Source organism: Lentibacillus sp. L22, from assembly GCF_040812445.1.
GTDB classification, from domain to species: Bacteria; Bacillota; Bacilli; order Bacillales; family Amphibacillaceae; genus Lentibacillus_C; species Lentibacillus_C daqui.
In genome coordinates, this window is record NZ_JBFNXI010000025.1 from 23,850 (window position 1) to 47,294 (window position 23,445).

Consider the following 23,445-nt stretch of genomic DNA (forward strand, 5'->3'; position numbering starts at 1 on the left):
TATTCTTTTAGAAAACGGTTTCCTCTACGGGATCTGCCGCAATATAATCATAAATGTATCCGATTTCAGCAATGTTTATTTCGACACTGTATATGGATTCAATGACACTAAATGCTTCTTTTATTATTTTTATCGTATTTTTATGACACTTCATAAACTCATTAATATTAGGATACGTTTTTATCGGTTCCTGTCGAATTAGACGCTCTACTAAACAGCTTGTATGGACATATAAGCCTACCTTTTTATCGTTTGTAATCTTCTGGTTTATTAACATTTCCAATCGATTTAGGAATTCTTCAACATGAGTAATGATTTTCTCTGTATCCAGGATGGTAATGGAATCAATTACTCGTTCAAGTGAAAAATTTCGCAAAAGATTATTATTTATAACCTCAATTTGGTCATTACCAATTACAGATTTAAATATTTTTCTTAGCTTTCCCTCCTCCTGACCAGAAATTAAATCCTCAATAGAAATATAATCCACCTCATTTATTCTCGGGTCAGCGGTTCCTACTATTGCCAAAACATCATACAGTTGAAATATGGCATCCGTATAACCAGATTCCTCTAATCTGTTATAATCATGTGCAATGATTTTCAATTCCTGATCCTGAGGAATACTATTCTCTAATAGTTTCTGAATTTGTAAAGCTGTTCCCATTCCTGTAAAACAAGATGTGATAATCGCCTTTTCTTTTTTCTTTTCCGGGTAGATGATGCTATATTCGGTCTCAATGGCGGTTTTTAACTTTTCAATCATATCTTGTAAATAAGTTCTTTTTTTAAGCATTTCTCCAACTAATAAGGCCATTTGTGTAGAGACATTGTTAATGATCGCAATCGGCTCATTCATATATTTCATGAACTGTGAATAAATATCCTTCAATGAGCCCATATCTACCAAAATTACCAACCCATTAGAAACATCCGTACGTTCAACATACTGCAGAACACTTTTTACAATATCGTCTATTGATGTGTCCAGTGGCATATCAAAAGCCTCAAATATATTTTCATGAAGCAAACGGTTCGCAACGTTGGCAATACTACTTGCCGTAGCATAGCCGTGCGCCAAAATAATAGCCCTCATACGCTGGTTGCTGACCGGTTCAATCGATTGGCTTCTCAAGTAAAATGTTAGGATTGATTCATCGATTTTGCTAATGTGTACATCAAGTTTATTATTTAACAGTTCAACCAGCTGCTTTACTAATAAAAGTTCCGATTGGTAATTTTCTGAAACAAAAAGATCCATTTGATCAATGATTTTCCCCTGCTCAGCTGACCATTCTATAGCTGCGTTTCCCTTAAAATAAAGAAAGTGTGCCATGGCAAATACACTGTTTCCATTGAATTTTACGTTATTCGTGTTTTCTACATAACTAATAATTGCCTGTACATTTACTGTAATAACCTCCAGGAGGGCACCAGTACTTTTGTTCGTATTAAAAATGAATCTGTCGAATAAAGCAAGGATTTCATTAAAAATATGTTGTTCCAAGTACTTATTGTCCAAGTTTTGTTCATATTTATCTTGAAATAAACGCAAGATGGTATCATATGTCTTCTTAATATCATCTGTACGCGATAAATTTGATTCAAAAAGTTGATGCAATGTTGCAGTAGGCTCGATGATGACTTCACTGTTATGCTTCAATTTCCGATCAGTTGGTTGGATTGTTTCCCGCAAAATGGTATCAGGCAGATCATACAGCGAAATGGATATACGGTCTGATTGTGTATCTTTTGCAAAGGATGATGCTACCAAATATTTAATCGTATTTTTCAAATCACCCAGGTTACCTTGATAATGATGTTTTGTCAGTGCATCCAAGGCCCGATTTGAAACATGAATCGGCAAATTAACCTTTTTTGCTTCGTTGATCAAAAACATATATACAAATTGCTTTTTTTCCTTGGCCTCTCGCTGTTCAAGACTTGGAATCGTTATACGTATAGGAATCCGGCGTAAGAATGTTTTAAGAAAATTCCCCTCGAGATCTAAGGTTGTTGCAAAAATAATTCTTACATTTACATGATGCCAACCCTCTGTTTCTCCCATTCTGCGATAAACTCCTTGATCAAGGAATGTAAATAGCTTTTCCTGACCTTCTTCATCCAACCGGTGAACCTCATCTAAAAATAAAATACCGCCATCTGCAACCTCCAGCATTCCTTTTGTAGTTTGATCAGCTCCTGTAAAGGCACCTTTCACATAACCAAATAGGTTACTAGAAAGTAGTTCAGGGTTATTTGCATATTGTGCACAATTGAAACTAATAAAAGGAGCATTTTTTGGCAATACCCCTTTTTCGACACTATACTGGTAAATAAGGTTGGCAGTATAACTTTTTCCAGCACCCGTTGGTCCACATAAGATAAGTGGTAGACCGCCATCTGGATACAGTACGGATGATTTTATTTGTTCAATCGCTTTTTTTAAACTTCCATCTGATCCAACTAATTGATTAAAAATATCAATATTATTGGTTGTGCTATCAATTTGGGTTTTAACTGATTCCAAACTATCAAAAACACAGGTTTGAATAGGAGAAAAAATGTTTTCAAACACGCCACGATGTAAAAAATAAACTGGTCGTGTATTAATTTTAATCACTTTTTCTTCATCTACCATTTGATTAAGGTATTGACTTATTGTGTTGCGCTTAACATTAAAAAGTTCTGCCATTTTATTTGCCGTGAATTCATCTGAAGGGCTATCTATATGAAATAATGGCGTTTTCTCCTCAAGGAAATGAAGTAAATCTCCTTTCAACATCTGTGTCACCCCTTGTTGTTATTCTAGTACAATTGTGCCACTTCAATTATAAGACTTTTTCAAACAAGATGAAATGTTTATTGTTTCCAATATTCTATAGTATGCACTTGATTTCTGTTTCGTCAACTACTGTCTCAACTACTAAAGTCATAATCATAACCACCCGTTCAACGGGTGGTTATGATTATACACAACTATTAATTAGTTCTATTGCTTTTGGCACCGAATCAACGTCCCATATCGGTATAACCCACGGTGGATTATTCACTTTTGTTTCCCTATCCTTCCTAACAGACACCGATGGATTCTGTAACCAAATAGAATGCATCCCAACTTGATTTGCCCCAATAATGTCCGTATCCCACGTGTTACCTACCATTATTCCATCGCTAGCTTTTATACCAAGATCATCCAACACCATATTATAAACAATTGCATCCGGTTTCTCCGGGATATTCGGATCTAACTCAGATTGCGTTGCGTATACATATTCAAACAGTTCAAGAACTCCAAGTCTCTTTAGTAGCTTTTTAACCGCGTTACTATCACTACGTGCAGTGTTACTTAGAATTGCATTTTTTAGGTCAAACTTATTAATTGTTTTAAGTACTTCGTCTACATTTTTTCTTAACTTTATGTCTGGATATTCATTAAGCGGTTTTAAATCCATTCCTCCAGGCGGGGGAGTGGTAATAGTTTCCCCTAGATCCCAAATAACATATGAAACCACATTTCAACACCTCTACTTCCATTGCTATCCGACAAGTATTTGTCTTTTATTCAATTAATCATCAATTTAAGTGGAATATTAATCCTCGCATTCCATCCAGTGTGCTCGATAAACATCTGATCAAACAGGAGAAATACAATAAGTCAATTTTTTAATCTACTATAATACGGATTATTGAAAAGTACAAATTGGCCAGTACAGCTTTAAGGATTAAATTTCTTTAGATTTTCCTTGTTTATACAAATCCCTCAAACTGTATTTCAATAATTCAAGCAAAAAATTGGATACAGGGGTTATGGTTAATGGAATTGATTACTGAGTTCGAAAGCTTATTATTAATGCGTGGCCATGAACACTGGGTTTGCTGCCAAAAGTAAAGGACAACCATTAATAATAGCCATACGAATTGGCAAGAACTTGAAACTATTAATTATGCTGTTCTCAAACTTTCACCAAATTTGTATCCAGATCCCGCGAGATTGACTGTATAGATGGATGAATATCCAATCGATAATCACTCACTTGTTGAAGAGATTCCTGGTTTAAAAAATACAATAGTTTTTAAGCGAATTCTTTGGTGGTAGATGGGAAAATTGGTGCAGACCTTATCATTGATGTTAAGACTTTTCACAATATCAATCATATAGTCCAACTCGATTTTGGAACAGCACTTTATAAACAGCCAATAAACCAATTCACCATTAAAATAAAGTAGCCTATCAAGATTAAAACTATCGGCTACTTTATTTATTCCCTTTACCAAAGATATTCTCTTTAATAAATTACTCTGCTTTGTCTATGCTTTTATCCAAGCCCTCAATATTTAATCATTCTTGATAATATCATTTCCCTATACCTGCATCCCATTTAAGGTATCTTTACCTTCCTCAATCACATCATTTTCAACATCCTTACCAACAGATTCCCATTTAATTAATGAAGTTGCAATCAAACCGGCTATTGGGACTAAGGTTAAAATAAGCATCGTTTTAGCCAGCCCTACAGCAGCAAGAACCATCGGGAAAAAGAATAAACCAAACATACTACCTACCTTATTTGCTGCTTCCGATGCACCAGTTCCTAAGGCACGAAGAGAAGTTGGATAAGAAGCTGCTGCAATTGTTTTTCCTTGAGGGCCTGGTCCAGCAGAGTGTGCAAATATAAAAGTTGCAATTGGCAAAGCTGAAAGCAGAATATTCGAATGTCCATATATCAATCCGATATATATTAAGCTAGCTGCAACAACCGCAAATCCGTATATGGCTAATTTTCTGGTTCCCATACGAACAGTTAAGTAAGCACCAAAGAATCCCCCTAATATTCCGAACAAATTAAAAATTATAGTCCCATAAATACTATTTATCATCCCTTGACCAAAAATATATCCGGAAATAATCGGAATATAAAACCCTAATGAATAGTATTGCATTGTTTGAGTAATCGAAATAATCCAGGCAAGGAATGAACGTGCTCTGTATCTTTTATGAAAAAGCAGTTTAAACGACGATGGCTTGTTATCGCTTTTTTGATCCGTATCCAATGATTTATTGACAATCGTAATATTGTATGTCTTTTCTACAATTTTTATTGCTTCCTTTATAGGTAAATTATTTGCGGCCCATAATGGACTTTCTTTCATGTAAGCTATCCTAAGAAAAAATACTGCTAGCGCAAAAACTGCCCCTAAACCTACCGCCCATCGCCATAAATATTCTTCAGCATGCAATAAATACACCATTAGCCCTATTACTCCTGACGAAACTGTAGCCATATACCAGACCGGTTGCCATAAATTAAGATACTTTCCTTTTTGCTTAATATTGCTAAGTTCTGCAATAAAACTAAAAGCTACAGGTGTTTCTATTCCAACTCCAATTCCCATAAGACAACGAAATATTAGCAATACTGCGTAATTATGTGCTAAAGCGGCTCCAACAGTGGCCAGTACAAGTAGTAACAAATCAACCAAGAAAATGAAAGCCCTACCAAATTTATCAGTTAAATATCCACCAAAAATCGCTCCAAAAAATCCGCCAATCGCCATAATTGCTGTAAGTGTGCCCACTTGAAAAGATGATAGTTGAAACTGTTCGGTTAGCTGTTCAGTCCCTATACCAAGGCTAACAAAATCATAAGCCTCAACAAAAACACCTCCCAAAGCTAACCAAATTAATAATACGCTCTTTCTTTTCATTGGATTTCTATTAACAAATTGAACTAGATCGTCCTTGGACCGTACGACAAGGTTACCATCACTCAATAGTTTCTACCTCCTATACCAACAAACTTATTTTTCAACTCCTATGAAATTGGTATCATTCTTAAATTTTTTATTCTCAAAATCGCAAAAAGCTATGTTTGGTGTCTCTTCATACCAACTCATATAACATTTCAAATCCATGAAAGGGTTCTGTAAGTAGCTAAAAGTTCCGTTCGGTTTTATGTTTACTACTACTTTTGACAGACCCCTTTCAAAAGAATTAGAATTCTATTATCAACATATTTCCTAGAGGCAACAATCAATGTAGTTTAGTCAATCTGTGTGTGAGATTTTTTGTTTGACTATGCAGTTCCTTATAGATATGAAACATTTCATCATACATCTCTCTATTATTTAAATCTGGAATAACACGATCAATCACAACTTGACATTGATTTACTGCTTCTTTTAAGTCTGAGAACCAACCTATAGCGGTTGCAGTTAATAAACAGACACCGAATGAGGCGTCACTTTCTTTTGGAATTTCCATCTCCGAATTTAAAATATCGGCGATTATTTGCACCCATACTTTTCCTTTGCTTCCGCCACCAATGATTCTCATAGCATCCATTTGAGGGATATTAAGCTCGTGGGACGCGTCGCGAAGAGAATACCCCACTCCTTCTAATATTGCCCTTGCAAAGTGTGAACGATTATGTCTCGCCGTGCACCCAAAAAAGCTCCCTCTTAAATTCGGATCCCAATGTGGACATCTTTCTCCATTTAAATATGGTTGAAAAATCAAACCTTCTGCCCCAGGCCCGATGTTTTCTATCTCCTGATCTAGTACGCCGTATATTTTTTCATCTATTATATTTTGTTGAAGATCCTGGCAGAATCCCTCTTTAAACCAGCGAAGGGAAGACGCAGCAAAGTTGGTGCCGCTATTATGATAATAATTCCCCTTAATAACGTGCTCATAAGATGTCAGTTTTGGGTTCTTCGATAACTGATCTGTAACAACTGTGACATTACCCGCTGTTGCAAGTTTAACCACTCCATCACCAATATCAGTTGCACCAGAACCATATACTTCAGCAGCTGTATCTGCTGTACCTATAATTAATGGAATTCCTGAACGCACCCCTATTTTTTCAGCCATTTTAGTAGTTAAGTTACCTGCTTGATCGGTGGGCAGATAAACGTTTGGAAGAACTTTGCGGTCTAACGAAATCATAGAGCATACACTCTCAGACCATTCATGTTGATTCATATCAAATAATAGTGTCCCTTCAGCCTCTATATAATCGGTAGATAACTCACCGCAAAACCGATAACGTACATAGTCTTTTAAAAATACAATCTTATGGATCTGTTCGAATACCTCCGGCTCGTTATCGCTGATCCATTTTAGGTGCGACAACGTCCATGTTGGAGTAGGAGAATTATTGGTGATAGACATAATCATCTTTCCACTCGTTTCTGTTAACTCCTTTACTTGCTCACCACTACGTTGATCATTCCACATGATTGCATTTCGCAAGACGCGGTTATTTTGATCTAAAAGTACAGCCACATGGTGAGGAGCCGAAAATCCGATTGCGCTTACATGTTGTCGTTCTTGATCTGAAAATCCTTTTAAAGTCTTCTGAACCCCTAGAATCGCTGCTTCTATCCATTGCTCCGGATCTTGTTTAACCCAAAGCGGATGAGGGTAATACGATGGATAAGAAACATATGCATCGGAGATTACTTTTCCGTTTGAAGCCAAACATGTAACCTTGCAACCACCGGTACCATGATCAATTCCTAAAACATATTGGTTGGTCAACATTCACCCCCCTCTCCTATTTGAATCATGACCTTCATCACATCATCGCCCTGATCAATACGTTTAAATCCTTCTTCAATGGCATCATCCAAAGAAGTAACATGGCTAATCAAATCGCTCGTTTTAAATTGTCCTGTTTCAATAAGATGAATAGCTCGCTCAAAATCCCCCTTTGTATAGACCCTTGATCCTACTATATTTAGTTCTTTTGCGATGACTGTATATGTGTCAATAGTAAATAACTTATTGGGTAGTCCTATGATGACAACGGTTCCTTTGGTCGATGTCAACAAAAGAGTATCGTTTAGACCTGGATTTGTACCAGTTACCTCAAATGAAACGTCAACCCCAAACCCGTTTGTAACTAACTCAATCTTATTTTTAATATCTTCTTGTTGTGGGTCAATGACCGAAAAACCTAATTCCTCTGCTTTTTGTTTACGAAAGTTATTAATTTCCGATATATATACATTAGCGCCTTGAAGCCTGGCAACGTATGCTGTTATTAGGCCAATTGGACCGCCCCCGATGATTAAGGCATTCTGCTTAGCTTTTAATCCAGATTTTTTTACAGCATGCACTCCCACAGCCAACGGTTCAACAAAAGCGGCATCTTTAGAACCCATAGTAGACTTGATCCGAAATACTTTATCTTCTGGAACTTTAATATACTCCGCCATAGACCCGTCAGCGTCTACACCGATTAAATTAAATTCCTTACAAAGATTGTAATCGCCATTTTGACATACTTCACATTTTCCACAACCATATATCGGTTCAACAGTGACCCGGTCGCCAACTTGAAACGGTGATTCCGAATTACCGATTTTTTCAATCACCCCGGAAAATTCATGTCCAATCGTAATTGGCGGTACTAGACGCCCGTAGCCACCATGCCAGATGTGTATATCCGTGCCACAAATGCCCGTATAGGAGACACGAATAAGTACTTCATCTTTTCCAATCGTAGGAATTTCCTTTTCCTGAATAGTCAACCGATGATTTCCCTCATATACCAAGGCTTTCATTTTTAACCCCTCCTACCAAATTCCAAAGCCTAATTTACCAGGATTCATAATTCCTTTTGGATCAATAGTCTTTTTAATCTCTAATAAACTATCAAATGCTGAACCATATAATTCTGGCATCATCCAACCGAGGTTCGAACCGATTCCGTGATGTTCATTTAACAATGCACCGTTCTTCAAATTTACTCTGGAACAATCTGTCCATATTTTACGATGTAATCGAAACACTTCATTCGCATCTTCAGGTGGATTTTCAATATAGAAGCGATCGTAAATCATTGTTCCCCATGGGTACCAGTGCGAAAAATGCGCCATGTACTGAGCGTCCCATTCTTGATATCCTTCTTCGATAAGTTTTTTCTTCTCTTCATAAAGTTGATGGATACGATCATAGGTTGTAGCAGTTTCAACCGTTCCATAAAGTAATGGATAAGAAGGTTGCAACGGTGGCTGATAAAAATCATAACGATGGTTCCACCAATATGTTCCGGGCTCCTCTCCCAGATCCTCTCCTCCATGGGACGCACAAATTTCCAGGACTTTCTTTTGGTGTACTTTTGCAATTTCTTCAAAACCATCTACCATGATGACCATATTGACTCCTTCAGCATCCATTCCGGTCCCTTTTAAAGACCTTTTGGTAGAACCCGGATCATATAAACGAATGACAGCGGGATTGAGCCTTTTAACCATAATCTCACGTCCAGCCTCAATACCATCATGAATATTCCTAAACTTCACCATCCGAAACAAGCGTGTTTCAGGAATAGGATCCAAACGCATTCGAATTTTCGTGATCACACCTAACGTCCCTTCTGATCCTACAAACAACTGCAGTATCCCTGGACCACAAGCATGATTTGGTAACGGCAGCGTTTCAATTACTTCTCCATCAGGTAAAGCAACTTCGACAGAAAGCACCATATCTTCGGCTTTTCCATATTTAGTCGACATCACTCCAGATCCTCGGGCCGCTATATATCCACCAAGCGTTGCTATATCAACTGAAGATGGGTAATGAGCCAGCATAAGACCTTGTTCATTAAGTTTATTTTCCAGCACCCGGCCATTGATCCCCGGTTGAGCCGTAAGAATTAAAGATTCCTTATCAATGTCAAGTATTTCATCCATTCTTGTTAAATCTAACAAAATGCCTTTATAGAGAACTGTTGCACCGCCTTGGGTCCCCGATCCACCTCCACGAGGAACTACCGGAATTTTATATGTATGACATATCTTTAGTACTTTCGATGTTTCTTCTGTTGTTAATGGCTTAACAATAAAATAAGGCGTTGGCAGTTCCTTTCCTTTTTCCTCCCACATATGGGTTAACCAATATTGATCGGTTAACAAATCTTCTTTTTTTTCTTCCACTCCAATGACATTATCAGGCCCGACAGCATCTCTTAATTCAGAACCTAACATTGCTAACATATATTCATCCAGTTTCATTCTACTTCACTCCTGTATAAGCTTTTTACTTAAATTACTATCAATTGTCACATCTATAATCATCTATGCTTACTTATTTCATCTATCTGTATAACGTGATGTAGTAAGAATAAAAATCCCCTCTGAAATAAGAATCCAACAATTCAATCGGTTCTTGTTCTTCAGTGTACGAAACCCTTTCGAAGAAGAATAATGGTGTAGTATCCTCAAGGCCTATTTCTTTACAAATATTTGGAGCATTAACTGCCTCCATTCGTTGTTCCGCTTTTTCAATAGCTAAATTTTTCTCCTCAAGGTAAGTATAAAACGATGTATCGGAAAGGTTAATTTGATCCAAATCAGGCACCCTATATACAGGCACAACCATGCTCTGCAAACCCACAGGATCGTCATCAACCATCCTTATCCGACTAATATAAAAGACTTCTTGTTCTTTAGTAAGACCTAGAGCAATTTGTTCTCTTTGATTTGGCCGCCTTCTTTCTTTTAATAGTACTTTGGAGGATGGTTTGTACCCTAATTCTTTCATATCCTCATAAAATCCTGTTAAGCGGTTTAAATTTCTTTTAAGTTTTTCTCTTGAGACAAAAGCACCTACTCCATGAACTCGATAGACCAACCCCTCATTTACTAGCTGACTAACAGCATTTCTAGCCGTCATACGGGAAACGCCATAACGTTTAACTAATTCTTCTTCAGTCGGAATCTTATCGTTCACTTTATATTCCTCATTGATAATTTGCCCTCGTATTACTTGTGCTATTTGTAGATAAATAGGAACAGGACTGTTTTTTGTTATCATGTTAGCCCTCCAATCTCTTCTTTTTAAACAAAAGAGATATAGTTGTATATACATCTATACTTAGATTAACATATTGAGAGCAGAACAGTCAATTTATTTTTTGAATTTATTAAATTTAATAATCTTAAATTAAATGTAAAGACACTTATTGGAACCAGGTTATGCTACCAGGAGCAAATGAAGCACGGGGACGGCTGACGCCTGTACAATACATTGAATTTGGTTTTACATTTGAAGAACATTTGCTTCCAGACTTAATCTCAAAACATATAAAAAAGGCATCTGAATACCCAACCAAAAAATTACGATTATGAATTCAATTCGAATTACAAATTAAGTGAAGCAAAAGGATTTGGATATTGGAATTATTGATTGAGAGATTAAAGATGTAAAAATTTCTAACAATGACCTTTGCTGAAATGGTAATAATAATGCCTAAGAACTTTGAAGAATGCAATACTGAAAAAGACATAGATATCAATGATCTTCCCAATCGAATATGGATAATTAGGGAAAATGGTTCTGGAACAAGACATGTCACTGACAGCATGTTTAATGATCAGGTCCAAATAACGCTGCTTTGCATCTAATACGACAGAATTCACTTAATTTTACAATCTATTGATATTGTAGAACTTAGGATACTTTGTCACAGGACTTCGACCTAGGATTCCTACCAATTGTTATCAGCCACCTAACATCATGGCACTACTAGGTTCGGACTTTCACTTACCGGCAATTAGGTCTGCTAGGAAATCATTAAGCAAAGATCCCTATAGATCAAAAGGCCTCTATTTCTTTATAAAAACTACTTATTTATACCCTTTTAATTATTTAGAAATTTCTATACTATTAAAGAAATCCTTTTGACAAAGAGGGGGTTTAACAATTTATTTCACCTCAGATAGTTCATCAAGAAAAATCTTGCATGATAGGAGATGGAAAAATGAAAAAAGTCATGTTTAGCTTAGTCATCCTAGTATTTTTTTCAACTTTGTTTCTATTAAATGAGAATGTTGCATCAGCCAAAAAGCAAGATCAACCCTTATTAAATCCGAATAGGCTATTGAACATCGCTCATCGGGGTGCATCTGGTCATGCTCCAGAGCATACACTAGCGTCCTATGAATTGGGTGAGAAAATGAAGGGAGATTACATTGAAATTGACCTACAAATGACGAAAGACGGTAAACTAATTGCCATGCATGATGAAAAAGTAGATCGTACGACTGATGGAACTGGCTATGTAAAAGATTTTACACTGGAAGAAATCAAACAGCTTGATGCGGGATCATGGTTCAATGAACAATACCCGGACAAAGCAAAACCGGAATACGTGGACCTAAAAGTCCCGACGCTAGAGGAGATCATTGAAAAATTTGGCAGAGGTTCTAGGTACTATATCGAGACCAAATCTCCAGACGTTTATCCTGGTATGGAGGAGGAACTTCTAAGAATACTAAACAAATATAAGCTAATGGGACCGAATGCTCCATCGAGTAAGGTTCTGATTCAATCCTTTAGCCAAGAAAGTCTAGAAATTGTACACTCGATGAACCCAAATGTTCCACTTATTCAATTAATCTCTTATTCCGAACCTGCAACGATTACTGATGAAGAATTGAGAGCAATTGAAGAATATGCAGTAGGAATTGGCGCAAGTCATACTAAAATAAATCGAAATTATGTTAAAAAAGTTCGTGAACATGACTTGCTGATGCATCCATACACGGTAAATACTAGGGAAGATATGGAAAAAGTCTTGGATTGGGGCGCAACCGGTATGTTTACCAATTACCCGGATGTGTTGAATAATGTCTTAAAAGCAAGGTGATTATTGCAAAGGAACGATGTCGAAAGGAAAACTTTCGCTTCGTTCCTTTTGTAAATCATATTTAATGAACCTTACTATCTGTTACTTTGCAATAGGAATGGGCTTCCAAAACTTATGCAGAATTAGTTGTTAATGGGCTGTGCCGCCTTTTAAGGTGAGATTTCCTATAATGAGGAGCGATTGCGCTCAACCTTTATCAATTTTTAATTCATGAGGGGATGTTATCATCCAACCTACTATTCGAAAAAGTAATGGGAACTAAAAAAGTGCCATTTAAAGGAAACTAAATGGCAGATTACTAATTATAGTTAATCAAAAACATCAGTTGAAAATATTGCCATTTCGATCTGTGATAAATGAAAATGTAGTAAAACTAGCGACACTCCAAATCTCCTCCTAGATGGCTCAAGTTTGTGTAACCCCTTTCACTTGACGCTTCTCGAGCAAATCCTTATAATAAATTTGACCTATGGTAAAACCTTTATTTGAAAAAAGTTATGTTAATAAATTTCTAGTGGGAGGAAAATTGAAGTGAGCAAAATAGTCAACATGGTCGATTCACAAGTTATCGCTTCTGTTAAACACACTAAGCATTTAGATGCAGCATCTACCTCCAACGCGAATATTGTATTTCTGCTAACGGGTGATTTACTAAGCACACCGGAATATTTAAATAGATTACATAAAAGAGATAAACAAACATTTCTTCATATTGATTTTGTTGAGGGTCTTTCAAATTCAAAAAATGCAATTAAATACATTGCTAGAGCATGGAAACCAAAAGGTATCATAACAACGAGAAGTAGCCTAATTAAATATGCTAAAGAAGAAGGATTAATGGCTATTCAAAGAATTTTTCTTATCGATAGAAATGCTATGGAAAAAGGAATTGAATTAGCACATTATTGCCAACCGGATGCAATTGAAGTTTTACCTGGTATTATGCCGAATATTATTGATAACATGACTAAATTAACCCGCCTACCAATTATTGCAGGCGGATTAATTAGTAATAGAAATGAAATATTAAACGGATTACAAGCAGGAGCATTAGCTATCTCCTCTGGAAACCCACAGTTATGGAATTTCGACTTTTAAGTTTAAAATATCCTTAATACTATTAAGAGTGAAATTTGGCTTATATGGCGACTTTTTTAGCATACTCACATCTGTTATGCCGGTGAGTACCAAAATAGAATTCAAACCAAAATCAATGCCCATTTTTATATCGGTTTCTATTCTATCTCCAACCATAAAACACCTCTCAGGTGGAATCATTAGTATGTCGTCCACTATAAATTGGGCTGCCAATAAAGAAGGTTTACCAAGTACTATTTCTACTTTTTCACCAGTTGCACCCTCCACGGCCCCAATGATAGCACCACAATCCGGTACTTGCCCATATTTCATCGGACAAGTACGATCGGGATTTGTAGCTATTATACAAGCTCCTTTTTTCCAAGCTTGAAAAACTAGATTCAATTTATCATAGGTGAACTTTCTATCCCAACCTAAAACAACATATTTAACCTCATTTGGATTATCGGAAATTTTAATATTAAATGATGTAACCTGGTTCACTAAAGGTTCTTCCCCAATAATCATAACTTTTTCATTACAATTTAATTTACCATTTAAGTATTTTGCAACAAGTAAATTAGAATTAATTACGTCTTCATTGTCCGCTTCAATACCAAGAGAATTTAATTTTTGAACATATGACTCAATTGTTTCTATAGACTTATTCGTTAAAAAAACTACTTTGTCCCCACGTTCTCTTAAGACCCTAATTGTTTCGGCCGCTCCATCTATTGCATTATCTTCAAGATACACCGTTCCATCTAGATCTAAAATGTAACCGTTTTGCATACCTTGACCCCTCCCCTTTAATATATCAATCTCATTTGGACCCCTTGTTTGTTAGTTTTTCAGCGATAGCCTGAAATATAACTACTATGACCACAAGAATAATTGACATTGCTGCAGCTGAATAATACTCAGCTCTCATAACATTCTGGAAAATGGCCAAACTCATTGGGGCCCAGTCAGCCGGGGCCATTAAAATTGATATACTGGTTTCTTTAATAACTGTCACAAATACCAGTATTGAACCTGCTGCTATTCCAGGTAACATTAAGGGACCAACTACAGTGATTAATGCTGTAAAGGTAGAGGCGCCTAAATTAATTGCGGCTTCTTCAATATCAGCTTTTATGGATTTCATTGTACTCATCGTTGACCTAACCATATATGGCATTCTTCGGATTGCATAAGCAATTATTAAAATAAATGCTGTTCCGGTAAGTTGTAATGGCATTGTATTAAAAGTTTGTATCAATGCTATACCAATAGCAATCCCGGGAACAATAAGTGGTACTGTGGTTATAAAATCCAACGTTGTGGAATTTTGCCTCACAACAAAATAAGCCACCGCTGATGCCACTATAACACTAATTATTAAAGCTCCTATCGCCAAAATTATACTGTTCTGAACATTGCCGATTGAAGAGGTGAAAATAGTTTTGTAATGTTCCAAAGTATAACCATTAGGTAAAGGATCCTTTCCCCATGTTGTTGCTATAGATTGAACAAAAACAGTTAGTACAGACAGTAAAGGCACAATTACTACAACAGCAGAAAATAAAAACATTGGAACTGTAAGCAGTTTGTTGTTGTTTAATTTAATCTGCTTAGGCTTTCCGGACACAGAGCCGTAGTTCATCCCTTTTGTGAAGTGATTTTGTAACCAATAGGCAACTCCCGCTATGGCAATCATAACAACAGTGAGAATTGCAGCACCACCCCAATTGAAAAAGCCTGAAATTTCCCGATATGCTTCAACTACAATTAAATTCAAATCGTTAGGCGCTAAAATAATTGGTGTACCAAAATCGGAAAAACTAACAGCAAAAATAACGAGCGCTGTTGATAATACACCTGGAATGACTAATGGGAATGTAATTGTTGAAAAGGTTAACCAGCTTTTTGCCCCCATATTTCTCGAAGCTTCTTCTAGAGATACATCGCTTATTTTAAATGCGGCTACCAATGGCCAAAGAGCATAAGGGAAAAAGAAAAATACCTGGACTATTGCTATTCCTGTCATTGAATATGGATCAATTAAAAGTCCATCTCCTCCTAATGCTTGGTAAATATAAGTTGCCCATCCAGATCGTCCAAACATTATGATAAATGCATATCCAGAAATAAATGTCGGAACAACCAGAGGTATAGTGCATAAAGCGCTTATTGTTTTTTTAAAGGGCATTTTAGTTCTTGCTATTCCATATGCAATTGGAATACAAATAATTAAAACAATTATTGATACCGATACAGATAAATACAAACTATTTTTTAAAGCACGAAAATAAGTTGTATCTGAAAATATATGTTTAAAATTATCTAAAGTAGCATTTTTAAATTGACCAATTGTTGTTTGTAATGTATCTAGACTTATTAGCGAACCAAAAAAATTAATTGGCTCATTAGTTAGACTCACTAAAAATATTGATAATAAGGGAATTATTAAAAACATCAAAAAGAAGATATATACAAGTAGTCTTACAATTCCTAATCCCGTCAAATTCCTTTTTAACCAATTCATATTAGCAACACCCTTTCCGGGTGTACAATTAATTTAATTTTAGCACCAGATTTAAATATTTTTTCCCCGGATTCGTATACCGTATCAACTAGCAAATTATGCTGTCCTACCTTAATATCATATCTAACAGTAGAGCCTAAATAAGTAGCCAATTCTACGACACCCTCAAAATAATTATCGTCACTACTATCCCCACTATCTTTTACTATTATATTTTCTGGTCTAATTACTACCTGCACATCTTCTTGGTTGACATTCAAACTGGATTTAATCTCATAACTCCCCACCTGAACGTAAGTAAAGTTGTTTTCTTTTCTAGTCACCTTTCCTGGTAATATATTTGAGGTTCCAACAAAATCAGCAATAAACGTCGATTTGGGGTGACTATATAACTCTGTTGGCGTTCCTGTTTGTAGTATCTCGCCATCTTTCATTACGGCTACACGATCGGCCATGCTCATAGCTTCTTCTTGGTCATGCGTAACAAAAATTGTAGTTATTTTAAGTTCTTGCTGTATTTTTCTAATTGTATTTCGCATTGTATGTCTTAACTTTTGGTCTAAATTAGAAAGAGGTTCATCCATTAATAAGACTTCCGGTTCCATTATTAATGCTCTAGCCAACGCAACCCTTTGTTGTTGCCCTCCGGAGAGTTCCCCAATAAGCTTTTTGGCATGATCTTTAAGTTCAACATATTCTAAAATGTTTAACACTTTTTCTTCTATGTGCTTTGGATACTTAATTATCTTACTGTTGAGCATTCTTGTATAGGTTCCTAGTTTTTTAAACATATTATTGTTTCTTAGTTGTTTTATATTCAAACTATACGCAACGTTATCAAAAACATTCATATGCGGGAACAATGCATAACTTTGGAACACCATACCACAATTTCTCTGGTGTGGAGAAACATTGTTTACAGTTTTTCCACCTATTTTTATTATTTCCAGTGGTTGGTGACTCGAAACCAGCAATACATCTCATTGTCGTAGTTTTCCCACATCCCGAAGGACCCAAGAGAGCGAAAAACTCGCCCTCTTCGATGTTGAGCTCAATATTTTGAAGTACATTAACTCCTGAAAAGTCTTTTGTTAGTTGCTCTACGACAACTGACCCCATACTATCATTCCTTTATTTTATTTTATTCTTCCACTCATCTCTAATACGGTCGTAGTTTTCATTTACCCAATCAATATCTAAATCAATAGCATTCTCTTTAACATTGTCCAATGATAATGATGTCTCAGATTCTACATCAGGATTTATCGGTATATGATACCATGACGCCAAAATCTTTTGTGCGTCCTCACTTAGCATAAACTCCATAAACTTTTTTCCGCCCTCCGGATTCGGACCATCTTTAACCAAAGTCATAGGATTAACTAATATAGGAGTTTTTTCTGGAACAATAAAATCTATATCTTCTCCATTTGCTTTATGCTCATATGCCATAAAGTCAAATCCAATTGCCACTTCAGCTTCTCCCATAGCAGCACCTTTTGTTGGCCCTGAACCGGAATCTGGTATTGAGTTAGCTTGATCAGTCAATTTTTGAAAGTATTCCCATCCTTCTTTCTCTCCGTGTTCCATCATATAACTTAATACCATAAGTGTTGATGTACCGGATGCAGCCGGGTTTGAAAATTGGATTTTACCTTTCCATTTAGGGTCTAATAAATCTTCCCATGTTTTTGGCGCTTCCTTTTCAGAAACCAATTCGGTGTTATATGCAAACCCTAGCACAAATATTTCAGCACCAGTATAATAACCATCCTGATGTTTCATTTTAATCCCATCCTCAGTAACCTCCCAGTCTTTAGCGCCTTCAGGAACATACTGAGTAATTATATCTTTATCAACAGCTGCTTCAAAAGGTAGAAGACCCCCTCCTCCATACCAAACGTCGGCTTGAGGATTTCCTTTTTCTGCAATCATTTGGTTAACCAACACGTTTGTGCCAGCATAGTTAACATTAACTTTTTGTCCGTTGATTTCTTCATATTTTTTCGCTAGTTCTTTTGTCAAATCCGGAGTCTCTGGAGAATATAGTGTGATTGCTGCATCAGATCCTCCATCTCCCCCCGAAGCGTCTCCGGCACAAGCCGAAAGTAATACACTAACTAAAAATAATACCGATAATAACGTATATACCTTTTTTCTCCCCATACTTATTTCTCCCTTCCTTTTGATTAAATATAAATAAACTCAAAAGGAGAAGAGACATAATTAGACATTCCTTTTTTAAAAGGGGCATTATCCAACTCTCTCTTCTCCTAGGTCTCTTTGAGTTATTTAATTGATTATAATTATAGCAAACGTTTTCATATTTGTAAATAAAAAATTCTAAATCTTTATGCAAAGAAGTAATTAAATCACGAAACATTCGTTTATTTAGATTCAAATCTTCTATAACCTAAGTCATAATAAAAGCCTTGTGACTAAATATCACAAGGCTTAAGAATAAATATCATCTTAATAATACAGCCCCATATATTAGAGCTCCTAATACTCACGGGCAGAGGCACGAATTTTTAAGTATTAAATTTGTAAAGTGTGCCTAATCCAATAATCACGTGTCACCATAAAAAAATAGTACTAGTTTATTAGTAAAAGTGTGCTCCTACTTCTTTTTTAAGTTAATTTATGGCAAGGTTAAATTTCACAAGTAATTGTTCATGTTTAGTCCAAAAAAATATACTCAAACCTAATGTTTGAGCACAGCATTTTTAGCATCCTTACTTAAGTTAAATCCGCTCTCTACCCATCCTGCAAAAACCGCCTCGTACGCTCCTCATCCGGATCACCAAACATTTTATCCGAACTGCCTTCTTCCACAATTAATCCATCATCCATAAAAATAACCCGATCTGCAACATCTTTAGCAAATCCCTTTTCATGTGTTACGACTACCATTGTCATGCCTTCTTTAGCAAGATCTTTCATAACCAGAAGAACCTCCCGAACCAGTTCCGGGTCCAATGCTGAAGTAGGTTCATCATAAAGCATAACCATTGGCTCCATTGACAATGCTCTTGCAATGGCCACCCTTTGTTGTTGACCGCCCGAGAGTTGTGCCGGATAGTGATCCGCTCGATCAGCTAATCCAACCTTCGTGAGTAATTCAATCGCTTTTTCCTTGGCTTGCTGACGATCCATCTTTTTTATTACCATCGGACCTTCCATTACATTTTCCAAAGCTGTCCGATGTGGGAACAAATTAAATTGTTGGAATACAAAACCGGTATTTTGACGTAACTCTCTTATAGCAGTTTTTCTTTGTTTATTATGTGACAGTCCCGCTTCCAACTCAACTCCACCAAGTCTTATGACTCCATTATCGGGTTCTTCTAAAAAAGTGATACAACGCAGCAACGTAGATTTTCCTGAACCGCTTGGACCCATGATAACTACAACTTCATTTTTATCTACCGTGAAATTAATACCCTTAAGGACAATATTATCACCGAATGACTTCTTGATATTTTCAAGCTTTATGACATCCACAATTTTCTCCCTCCTTTCAAAATACAGAACACCTTAGGCAACATGCTTGGAGGTACGCTTCTCCAGACGATCTAATACTACAGTAAAAAATGAAATGACAACCCAATAGAGTGCGGCAGCCAATAAATAAATGGTTAAAGGTTCAAAAGTTTTGGCAATGATTAATGTAGACATTTGCAGTAACTCTGTAACGGTGATAACGGACACCAGCGATGTATCTTAATTAAAATAATGTATGTGTTAGATAACGTCGGAATAGCAATGCGAATGCTTTGTGGTAAAATAACACGTCTCATTGCCTGTCCATATGTCATCCCCATAGAAACAGCGGCCTCCATTTGCCCCTTATCAACGGCTAAAATAGCTGCTCGAAATGATTCAGACAGATAGGCGCCTGCGTTTAAACTTAAGGCGAGGATTCCTGATGTTATCGGGCTTAATTCAATATCTATTTGTGGTAGACCATAGTAAATGACAAAAATTTGTACTAAAAGAGGGGTACCACGGAAAATAGATATATAAAAGGATCCAACTGCTTTTAACACTTTTATTTTTGAGATTCTGGCTAATGCTGTAAAAAACCCCAATATTAATGCAAAAACTACCGATACTAATGCCAACAAAATAGTTATCAGTGTAGCTTTTAATAAAGGAGGTAACGATTCAATAATGATGGTAAAATCCATTTGTATCCCTCCATAATATATTGCCTGTAAGATTTACTTAAACGAATTTGTACTAATGCCCCTCTTGAAATTTGATATCAATTCCATATTCATTTAATTCACTTAAAAACGGATCAAACCGCTCACCAATCATAATTTTTTCAACCGGTACAATGCCCTTTTCCTTGATTCGATCGTTTGCTATCCAGTTAGCTACTAACATAGCGGGGATGGCAGTGGTTTTTGCCATGGAGGTGATATTACGATCGTGATCATAAAAATCAATCATTTCCCAAGTATATGTCTTGCTTACACCATCTTTCCTTCCTTTTGTTGTTACGCGTAACACCGTAATATCCTCATTAGATTGACCATGAAGTTTTGGCTCCAAAATCTTTTCTGTTAACTTTGCAGGACTTACTAGATGTCCATTAACCTCTATGGGTTCCTGGTCAAGGAAGCCAAGTTCCGCGAGCACAGCCATTTTACGCCAATGACCTGAATACCGAACTGTTTTCTCATATAGATGTTTGACCTTATCCTTTAATGTATAAGCAGCACTATGTGCATCCGTTACGACCGCTTCACACTCTCCGATAGGTTCTGGAAAGCTCATTGTCTCCAACCCTGATAATGGAGGAAGATTTACAAGCTTTCCATTCTCTGCAGCAAGCGCCGGTCTCGTATAAAGCCCCATCACGCTCTCCAATCGAAAAACAACCTGGTACCATAAAGGTGGTAACGGGTGCCTAGGTATGCCACCGCAAACCATTACAGCATCATCTGCTTCATCAAGCATTTCAATTCCCCTTGCAGCTAGGAAGTTTGTTATCCCTGGAGCAACTCCACATCCTGGTACGATAATAACCCCGGCTTCTTTTGCTTGATGATCCAATTTCATTTTTTCTTCAAATTGTGAGCCAACTAGGTCAACTAGATTACATTTAGCAGCTATTGCAGCATTTACTGCAGTTACACTTAAGGAATGTGGCAGGCATGCAACGGCAATATCAGCATCTTTTATAACATTATAAATATCTTCTTTCGTTTGCAAATTAGTTAATTTTCCGGTAACCTTTGGATTATCTGCAACCTGTAAACATTTGTCTATATTTTTTTGCGACCCATCAACAGCTGTTACCCTCTTTATGTTTGGAAATTTTGCAAGTTCGCGAACTACTGTGGTACCTATCATTCCAGTACCTAAAACTACGGCATGTGTCATTATTCAGACTCCCCTCTCTGTAGCTAAACCTAATAAATCATTTGACCAATGGCTCCGAGTCAAACCACTTTTTATAAATGTCATCGTATGTTCCATCTTCCTTCATTTCAGACAGTTCCTGATTTAATTTCGTAACTAGGTCTTCGTTACCTTTTTTCACTGCCATAGCTATCTCGTCTTTGTTCATAATGTCACTAACTATTTTTAATGGAAGCTTTTCTTCTTTTATGTTGTAACTCATCAGTAGTTGATCATTTATAATGACATCCAGCCTTCCGTTAATTAAGTCCTGAATATAATCATTTATTGACTTATACAAATTAACATCTGCACCATCAACACTTCTGGCAACCTCTTCAAATGTTGTCCCCCCACCAACACCAACCTTTTTACCCTTGATGTCTTCTAATTCGGAAATTCCGGTAGTGTCTTCTTTCGTAATTAAAACCGAACCTGTAACAACATATGGATCTGTAAAATCCACACTCTTTTTTCTTTCCTCTGTAACCGTCATTTGGGCAATGATTACGTCAAACTTATCTGCTTTAAGCCCTCCGATAAGACTGTCCCACTTTGTAGCAACAAATTTAGTTTTAACCCCCATTCTTTTCGCCAATTCATTAGCGATATCAACATCAAATCCGGCATATTCGTTATTATCCTCCAGGTAATTAAATGGCTGATATGTTCCTTCAAATCCGATTCGTATTTCACCTGAATCCTCTACTCTATCTAATGCATTCTTGGTTTTAGCCCCACTTTCTCCGCTGCAAGCCGTAATCATTAATACTAAAAAAAGCAATACAATGGATTGGTAAAAACGCTTCATTTTGCTAACCCTCCCTTGGGTATTTTTTAATTGTTAGCGCTTTCCAAATTGTGATCCTCCCTTTTCCGTAATTAATCGCTGTAGTTCCAAATTGTAGTACAATATATGCTCTATAAATCGGGGTTATTCCCATTAATTAAATATTCCATATAAATTGAATATAATCAGCCCAATGTACATATTTGATAATAATAACCTTTTGGGGGAGGTAATGAAAATACAACAAAAACAATCCATGAAGGTGTTTATTTATCATCATTTGAAAGAAGCTATTTTAGCAAGACAACTTCCACCTGGAAAACAATTGATAGAGAATGAGATTTCTAGAACGTTAAATATTAGCCGCACCCCAATTAGAAATGCAATCAATTTATTAGCTGATGAGGGATTGGTAGACATCGTACCGAATAAGGGTGCCTTTGTGACAAATCCAACAAAAGAAGAAATCCTTCAAGCATATGATTTGCGTAAACGTTTAGAGATTATGGCAGCTAATCAGGCCATTGAATTTTTAGTTGAAAATGATTTCAAAAAAATGGAAAGCTATATAGCAGAAGAGAAGGAGGCATTATTTACAAAAAACATAACGAACTACTTAAAAGCTAACCAGGATTTCCACATGTCATATACTCAAAAATGCGGAAACAAATTTTTAATTGATTTTGTCAAAAAACTAATTAACCAAACATCCATCTATTTAATTCTTTTTGATATAGTTTTCGAAGAGGATCCGTCTGCAGAACCCTATGGATATAAGGAGCACTTGGAGATTGTACAATTACTTAAACAAAAGAAACGCAAAGAATTAAAAGTTTGCCTGGAAAATCATTTTGATAATGCAATTGATAGTTTAAACATCCATCAAGAGTATAAGGATTTAAAGGAGATATTTAAAACATACTAAGATTAGTGGGTAAGGTCATCGACGGGTGACTTTACCCACTATTTCTTTTTTT

17 protein-coding genes and 2 pseudogenes are annotated in these 23,445 nt (G+C 36.3%); 3 read left to right on the forward strand and 16 right to left on the reverse strand.

What is annotated here, in order from left to right:
• Positions 1 to 7: 7 nt before the first annotated feature.
• The 7 genes from ABRT01_RS11710 to ABRT01_RS11740 all read right to left on the reverse strand — a co-directional run bounded on the left by ABRT01_RS11710 (position 8) and on the right by ABRT01_RS11740 (position 10,828).
• Positions 8 to 2,785, reverse strand: coding sequence for a sigma-54-dependent transcriptional regulator (locus ABRT01_RS11710; protein WP_367747319.1), 2,778 nt, complete (start codon positions 2,783 to 2,785; stop codon positions 8 to 10).
• Between the two features lie 184 nt (positions 2,786 to 2,969).
• Positions 2,970 to 3,515, reverse strand: coding sequence for an HAD family hydrolase (locus tag ABRT01_RS11715; protein ID WP_367747322.1), 546 nt, complete (start codon positions 3,513 to 3,515; stop codon positions 2,970 to 2,972).
• An 850-nt stretch (positions 3,516 to 4,365) separates the two neighbouring features.
• Positions 4,366 to 5,775 carry an MFS transporter gene (locus ABRT01_RS11720; RefSeq protein ID WP_367747325.1) on the reverse strand — a complete coding sequence of 470 codons (1,410 nt, stop codon included), beginning with the start codon at positions 5,773 to 5,775 and terminating at the stop codon, positions 4,366 to 4,368.
• Between the two features lie 259 nt (positions 5,776 to 6,034).
• A complete protein-coding gene (gene xylB / locus ABRT01_RS11725) occupies positions 6,035 to 7,549 on the reverse strand; it encodes a xylulokinase (RefSeq protein ID WP_367747328.1) in 1,515 nt (504 codons plus the stop codon).
• Positions 7,543 to 8,574, reverse strand: a complete 1,032-nt coding sequence (locus tag ABRT01_RS11730; RefSeq protein WP_367747331.1) for a zinc-dependent alcohol dehydrogenase — start codon at positions 8,572 to 8,574, stop codon at positions 7,543 to 7,545. The genes xylB and ABRT01_RS11730 overlap by 7 nt, the downstream gene beginning before the upstream one ends.
• Positions 8,575 to 8,586: 12 nt before the next feature.
• Positions 8,587 to 10,026 (reverse strand): FAD-binding oxidoreductase, encoded by a 1,440-nt coding sequence (locus ABRT01_RS11735; RefSeq protein ID WP_367747334.1) that lies wholly within the window; start codon positions 10,024 to 10,026, stop codon positions 8,587 to 8,589.
• An 82-nt stretch (positions 10,027 to 10,108) separates the two neighbouring features.
• A complete protein-coding gene (locus tag ABRT01_RS11740) occupies positions 10,109 to 10,828 on the reverse strand; it encodes a GntR family transcriptional regulator (protein ID WP_367747337.1) in 720 nt (239 codons plus the stop codon).
• 946 nt (positions 10,829 to 11,774) lie between these two features.
• Between ABRT01_RS11740 and ABRT01_RS11745 the strand changes: the two genes are divergently transcribed.
• Together ABRT01_RS11745 and ABRT01_RS11750 are read left to right on the forward strand one after the other, a co-directional pair.
• Positions 11,775 to 12,662 carry a glycerophosphodiester phosphodiesterase gene (locus tag ABRT01_RS11745; protein ID WP_367747340.1) on the forward strand — a complete coding sequence of 296 codons (888 nt, stop codon included), beginning with the start codon at positions 11,775 to 11,777 and terminating at the stop codon, positions 12,660 to 12,662.
• A 531-nt stretch (positions 12,663 to 13,193) separates the two neighbouring features.
• Positions 13,194 to 13,760, forward strand: a complete 567-nt coding sequence (locus ABRT01_RS11750; protein ID WP_367747343.1) for a glycerol-3-phosphate responsive antiterminator — start codon at positions 13,194 to 13,196, stop codon at positions 13,758 to 13,760.
• On the opposite strand, the gene ABRT01_RS11755 is transcribed toward ABRT01_RS11750, so the two are convergent.
• The 9 genes and pseudogenes from ABRT01_RS11755 to ABRT01_RS11795 form a co-directional block, all read right to left on the reverse strand.
• Entirely contained in the window at positions 13,740 to 14,531 is a 792-nt protein-coding gene (locus tag ABRT01_RS11755) for an HAD-IIA family hydrolase (protein WP_367747346.1), read from the reverse strand. The genes ABRT01_RS11750 and ABRT01_RS11755 overlap by 21 nt on opposite strands.
• A gap of 31 nt (positions 14,532 to 14,562) precedes the next feature.
• Complete coding sequence (locus ABRT01_RS11760; RefSeq protein WP_367747349.1) at positions 14,563 to 16,266, reverse strand: ABC transporter permease; 1,704 nt, start codon at positions 16,264 to 16,266, stop codon at positions 14,563 to 14,565.
• A complete protein-coding gene (locus ABRT01_RS11765; RefSeq protein ID WP_367747352.1) occupies positions 16,263 to 17,240 on the reverse strand; it encodes an ABC transporter ATP-binding protein in 978 nt (325 codons plus the stop codon). The genes ABRT01_RS11760 and ABRT01_RS11765 overlap by 4 nt, the downstream gene beginning before the upstream one ends.
• Positions 17,241 to 17,265: 25 nt before the next feature.
• Positions 17,266 to 17,385, reverse strand: a pseudogene (locus tag ABRT01_RS11770) (ABC transporter ATP-binding protein); the annotation flags it as partial.
• 12 nt (positions 17,386 to 17,397) lie between these two features.
• Entirely contained in the window at positions 17,398 to 18,432 is a 1,035-nt protein-coding gene (locus ABRT01_RS11775; RefSeq protein ID WP_367747355.1) for an ABC transporter substrate-binding protein, read from the reverse strand.
• Positions 18,433 to 19,023: 591 nt separating this feature from the next.
• Entirely contained in the window at positions 19,024 to 19,770 is a 747-nt protein-coding gene (locus tag ABRT01_RS11780) for an amino acid ABC transporter ATP-binding protein (protein ID WP_367747358.1), read from the reverse strand.
• A gap of 33 nt (positions 19,771 to 19,803) precedes the next feature.
• Positions 19,804 to 20,456 (reverse strand): annotated as a pseudogene (locus tag ABRT01_RS11785) (amino acid ABC transporter permease).
• Between the two features lie 52 nt (positions 20,457 to 20,508).
• Complete coding sequence (locus tag ABRT01_RS11790; protein ID WP_367747362.1) at positions 20,509 to 21,660, reverse strand: saccharopine dehydrogenase family protein; 1,152 nt, start codon at positions 21,658 to 21,660, stop codon at positions 20,509 to 20,511.
• A gap of 37 nt (positions 21,661 to 21,697) precedes the next feature.
• On the reverse strand, positions 21,698 to 22,489 hold the full coding sequence (locus ABRT01_RS11795) for an ABC transporter substrate-binding protein (RefSeq protein WP_367747364.1): 792 nt from the start codon (positions 22,487 to 22,489) through the stop codon (positions 21,698 to 21,700).
• Positions 22,490 to 22,700: 211 nt separating this feature from the next.
• Here ABRT01_RS11795 and ABRT01_RS11800 point away from each other — a divergent pair, with 211 nt between their 5' ends.
• Positions 22,701 to 23,393 (forward strand): GntR family transcriptional regulator, encoded by a 693-nt coding sequence (locus ABRT01_RS11800; protein ID WP_367747367.1) that lies wholly within the window; start codon positions 22,701 to 22,703, stop codon positions 23,391 to 23,393.
• Positions 23,394 to 23,445 lie beyond the last annotated feature (52 nt).

Bases quoted from the DNA above. Each gene is read 5' to 3' on its own strand.
- ABRT01_RS11710 (WP_367747319.1), bottom strand. From the start codon at position 2,785: ATGTTGAAAGGAGATTTACTTCATTTCCTTGAGGAGAAAACGCCATTA.
- xylB (WP_367747328.1), bottom strand. From the start codon at position 7,549: ATGTTGACCAACCAATATGTTTTAGGAATTGATCATGGTACCGGTGGT.
- ABRT01_RS11730 (WP_367747331.1), bottom strand. From the start codon at position 8,574: ATGAAAGCCTTGGTATATGAGGGAAATCATCGGTTGACTATTCAGGAA.
- ABRT01_RS11735 (WP_367747334.1), bottom strand. From the start codon at position 10,026: ATGAAACTGGATGAATATATGTTAGCAATGTTAGGTTCTGAATTAAGA.
- ABRT01_RS11740 (WP_367747337.1), bottom strand. From the start codon at position 10,828: ATGATAACAAAAAACAGTCCTGTTCCTATTTATCTACAAATAGCACAA.
- ABRT01_RS11745 (WP_367747340.1), top strand. From the start codon at position 11,775: ATGAAAAAAGTCATGTTTAGCTTAGTCATCCTAGTATTTTTTTCAACT.
- ABRT01_RS11755 (WP_367747346.1), bottom strand. From the start codon at position 14,531: ATGCAAAACGGTTACATTTTAGATCTAGATGGAACGGTGTATCTTGAA.
- ABRT01_RS11760 (WP_367747349.1), bottom strand. From the start codon at position 16,266: ATGAATTGGTTAAAAAGGAATTTGACGGGATTAGGAATTGTAAGACTA.
- ABRT01_RS11775 (WP_367747355.1), bottom strand. From the start codon at position 18,432: ATGGGGAGAAAAAAGGTATATACGTTATTATCGGTATTATTTTTAGTT.
- ABRT01_RS11790 (WP_367747362.1), bottom strand. From the start codon at position 21,660: ATGACACATGCCGTAGTTTTAGGTACTGGAATGATAGGTACCACAGTA.
- ABRT01_RS11795 (WP_367747364.1), bottom strand. From the start codon at position 22,489: ATGAAGCGTTTTTACCAATCCATTGTATTGCTTTTTTTAGTATTAATG.
- ABRT01_RS11800 (WP_367747367.1), top strand. From the start codon at position 22,701: ATGAAAATACAACAAAAACAATCCATGAAGGTGTTTATTTATCATCAT.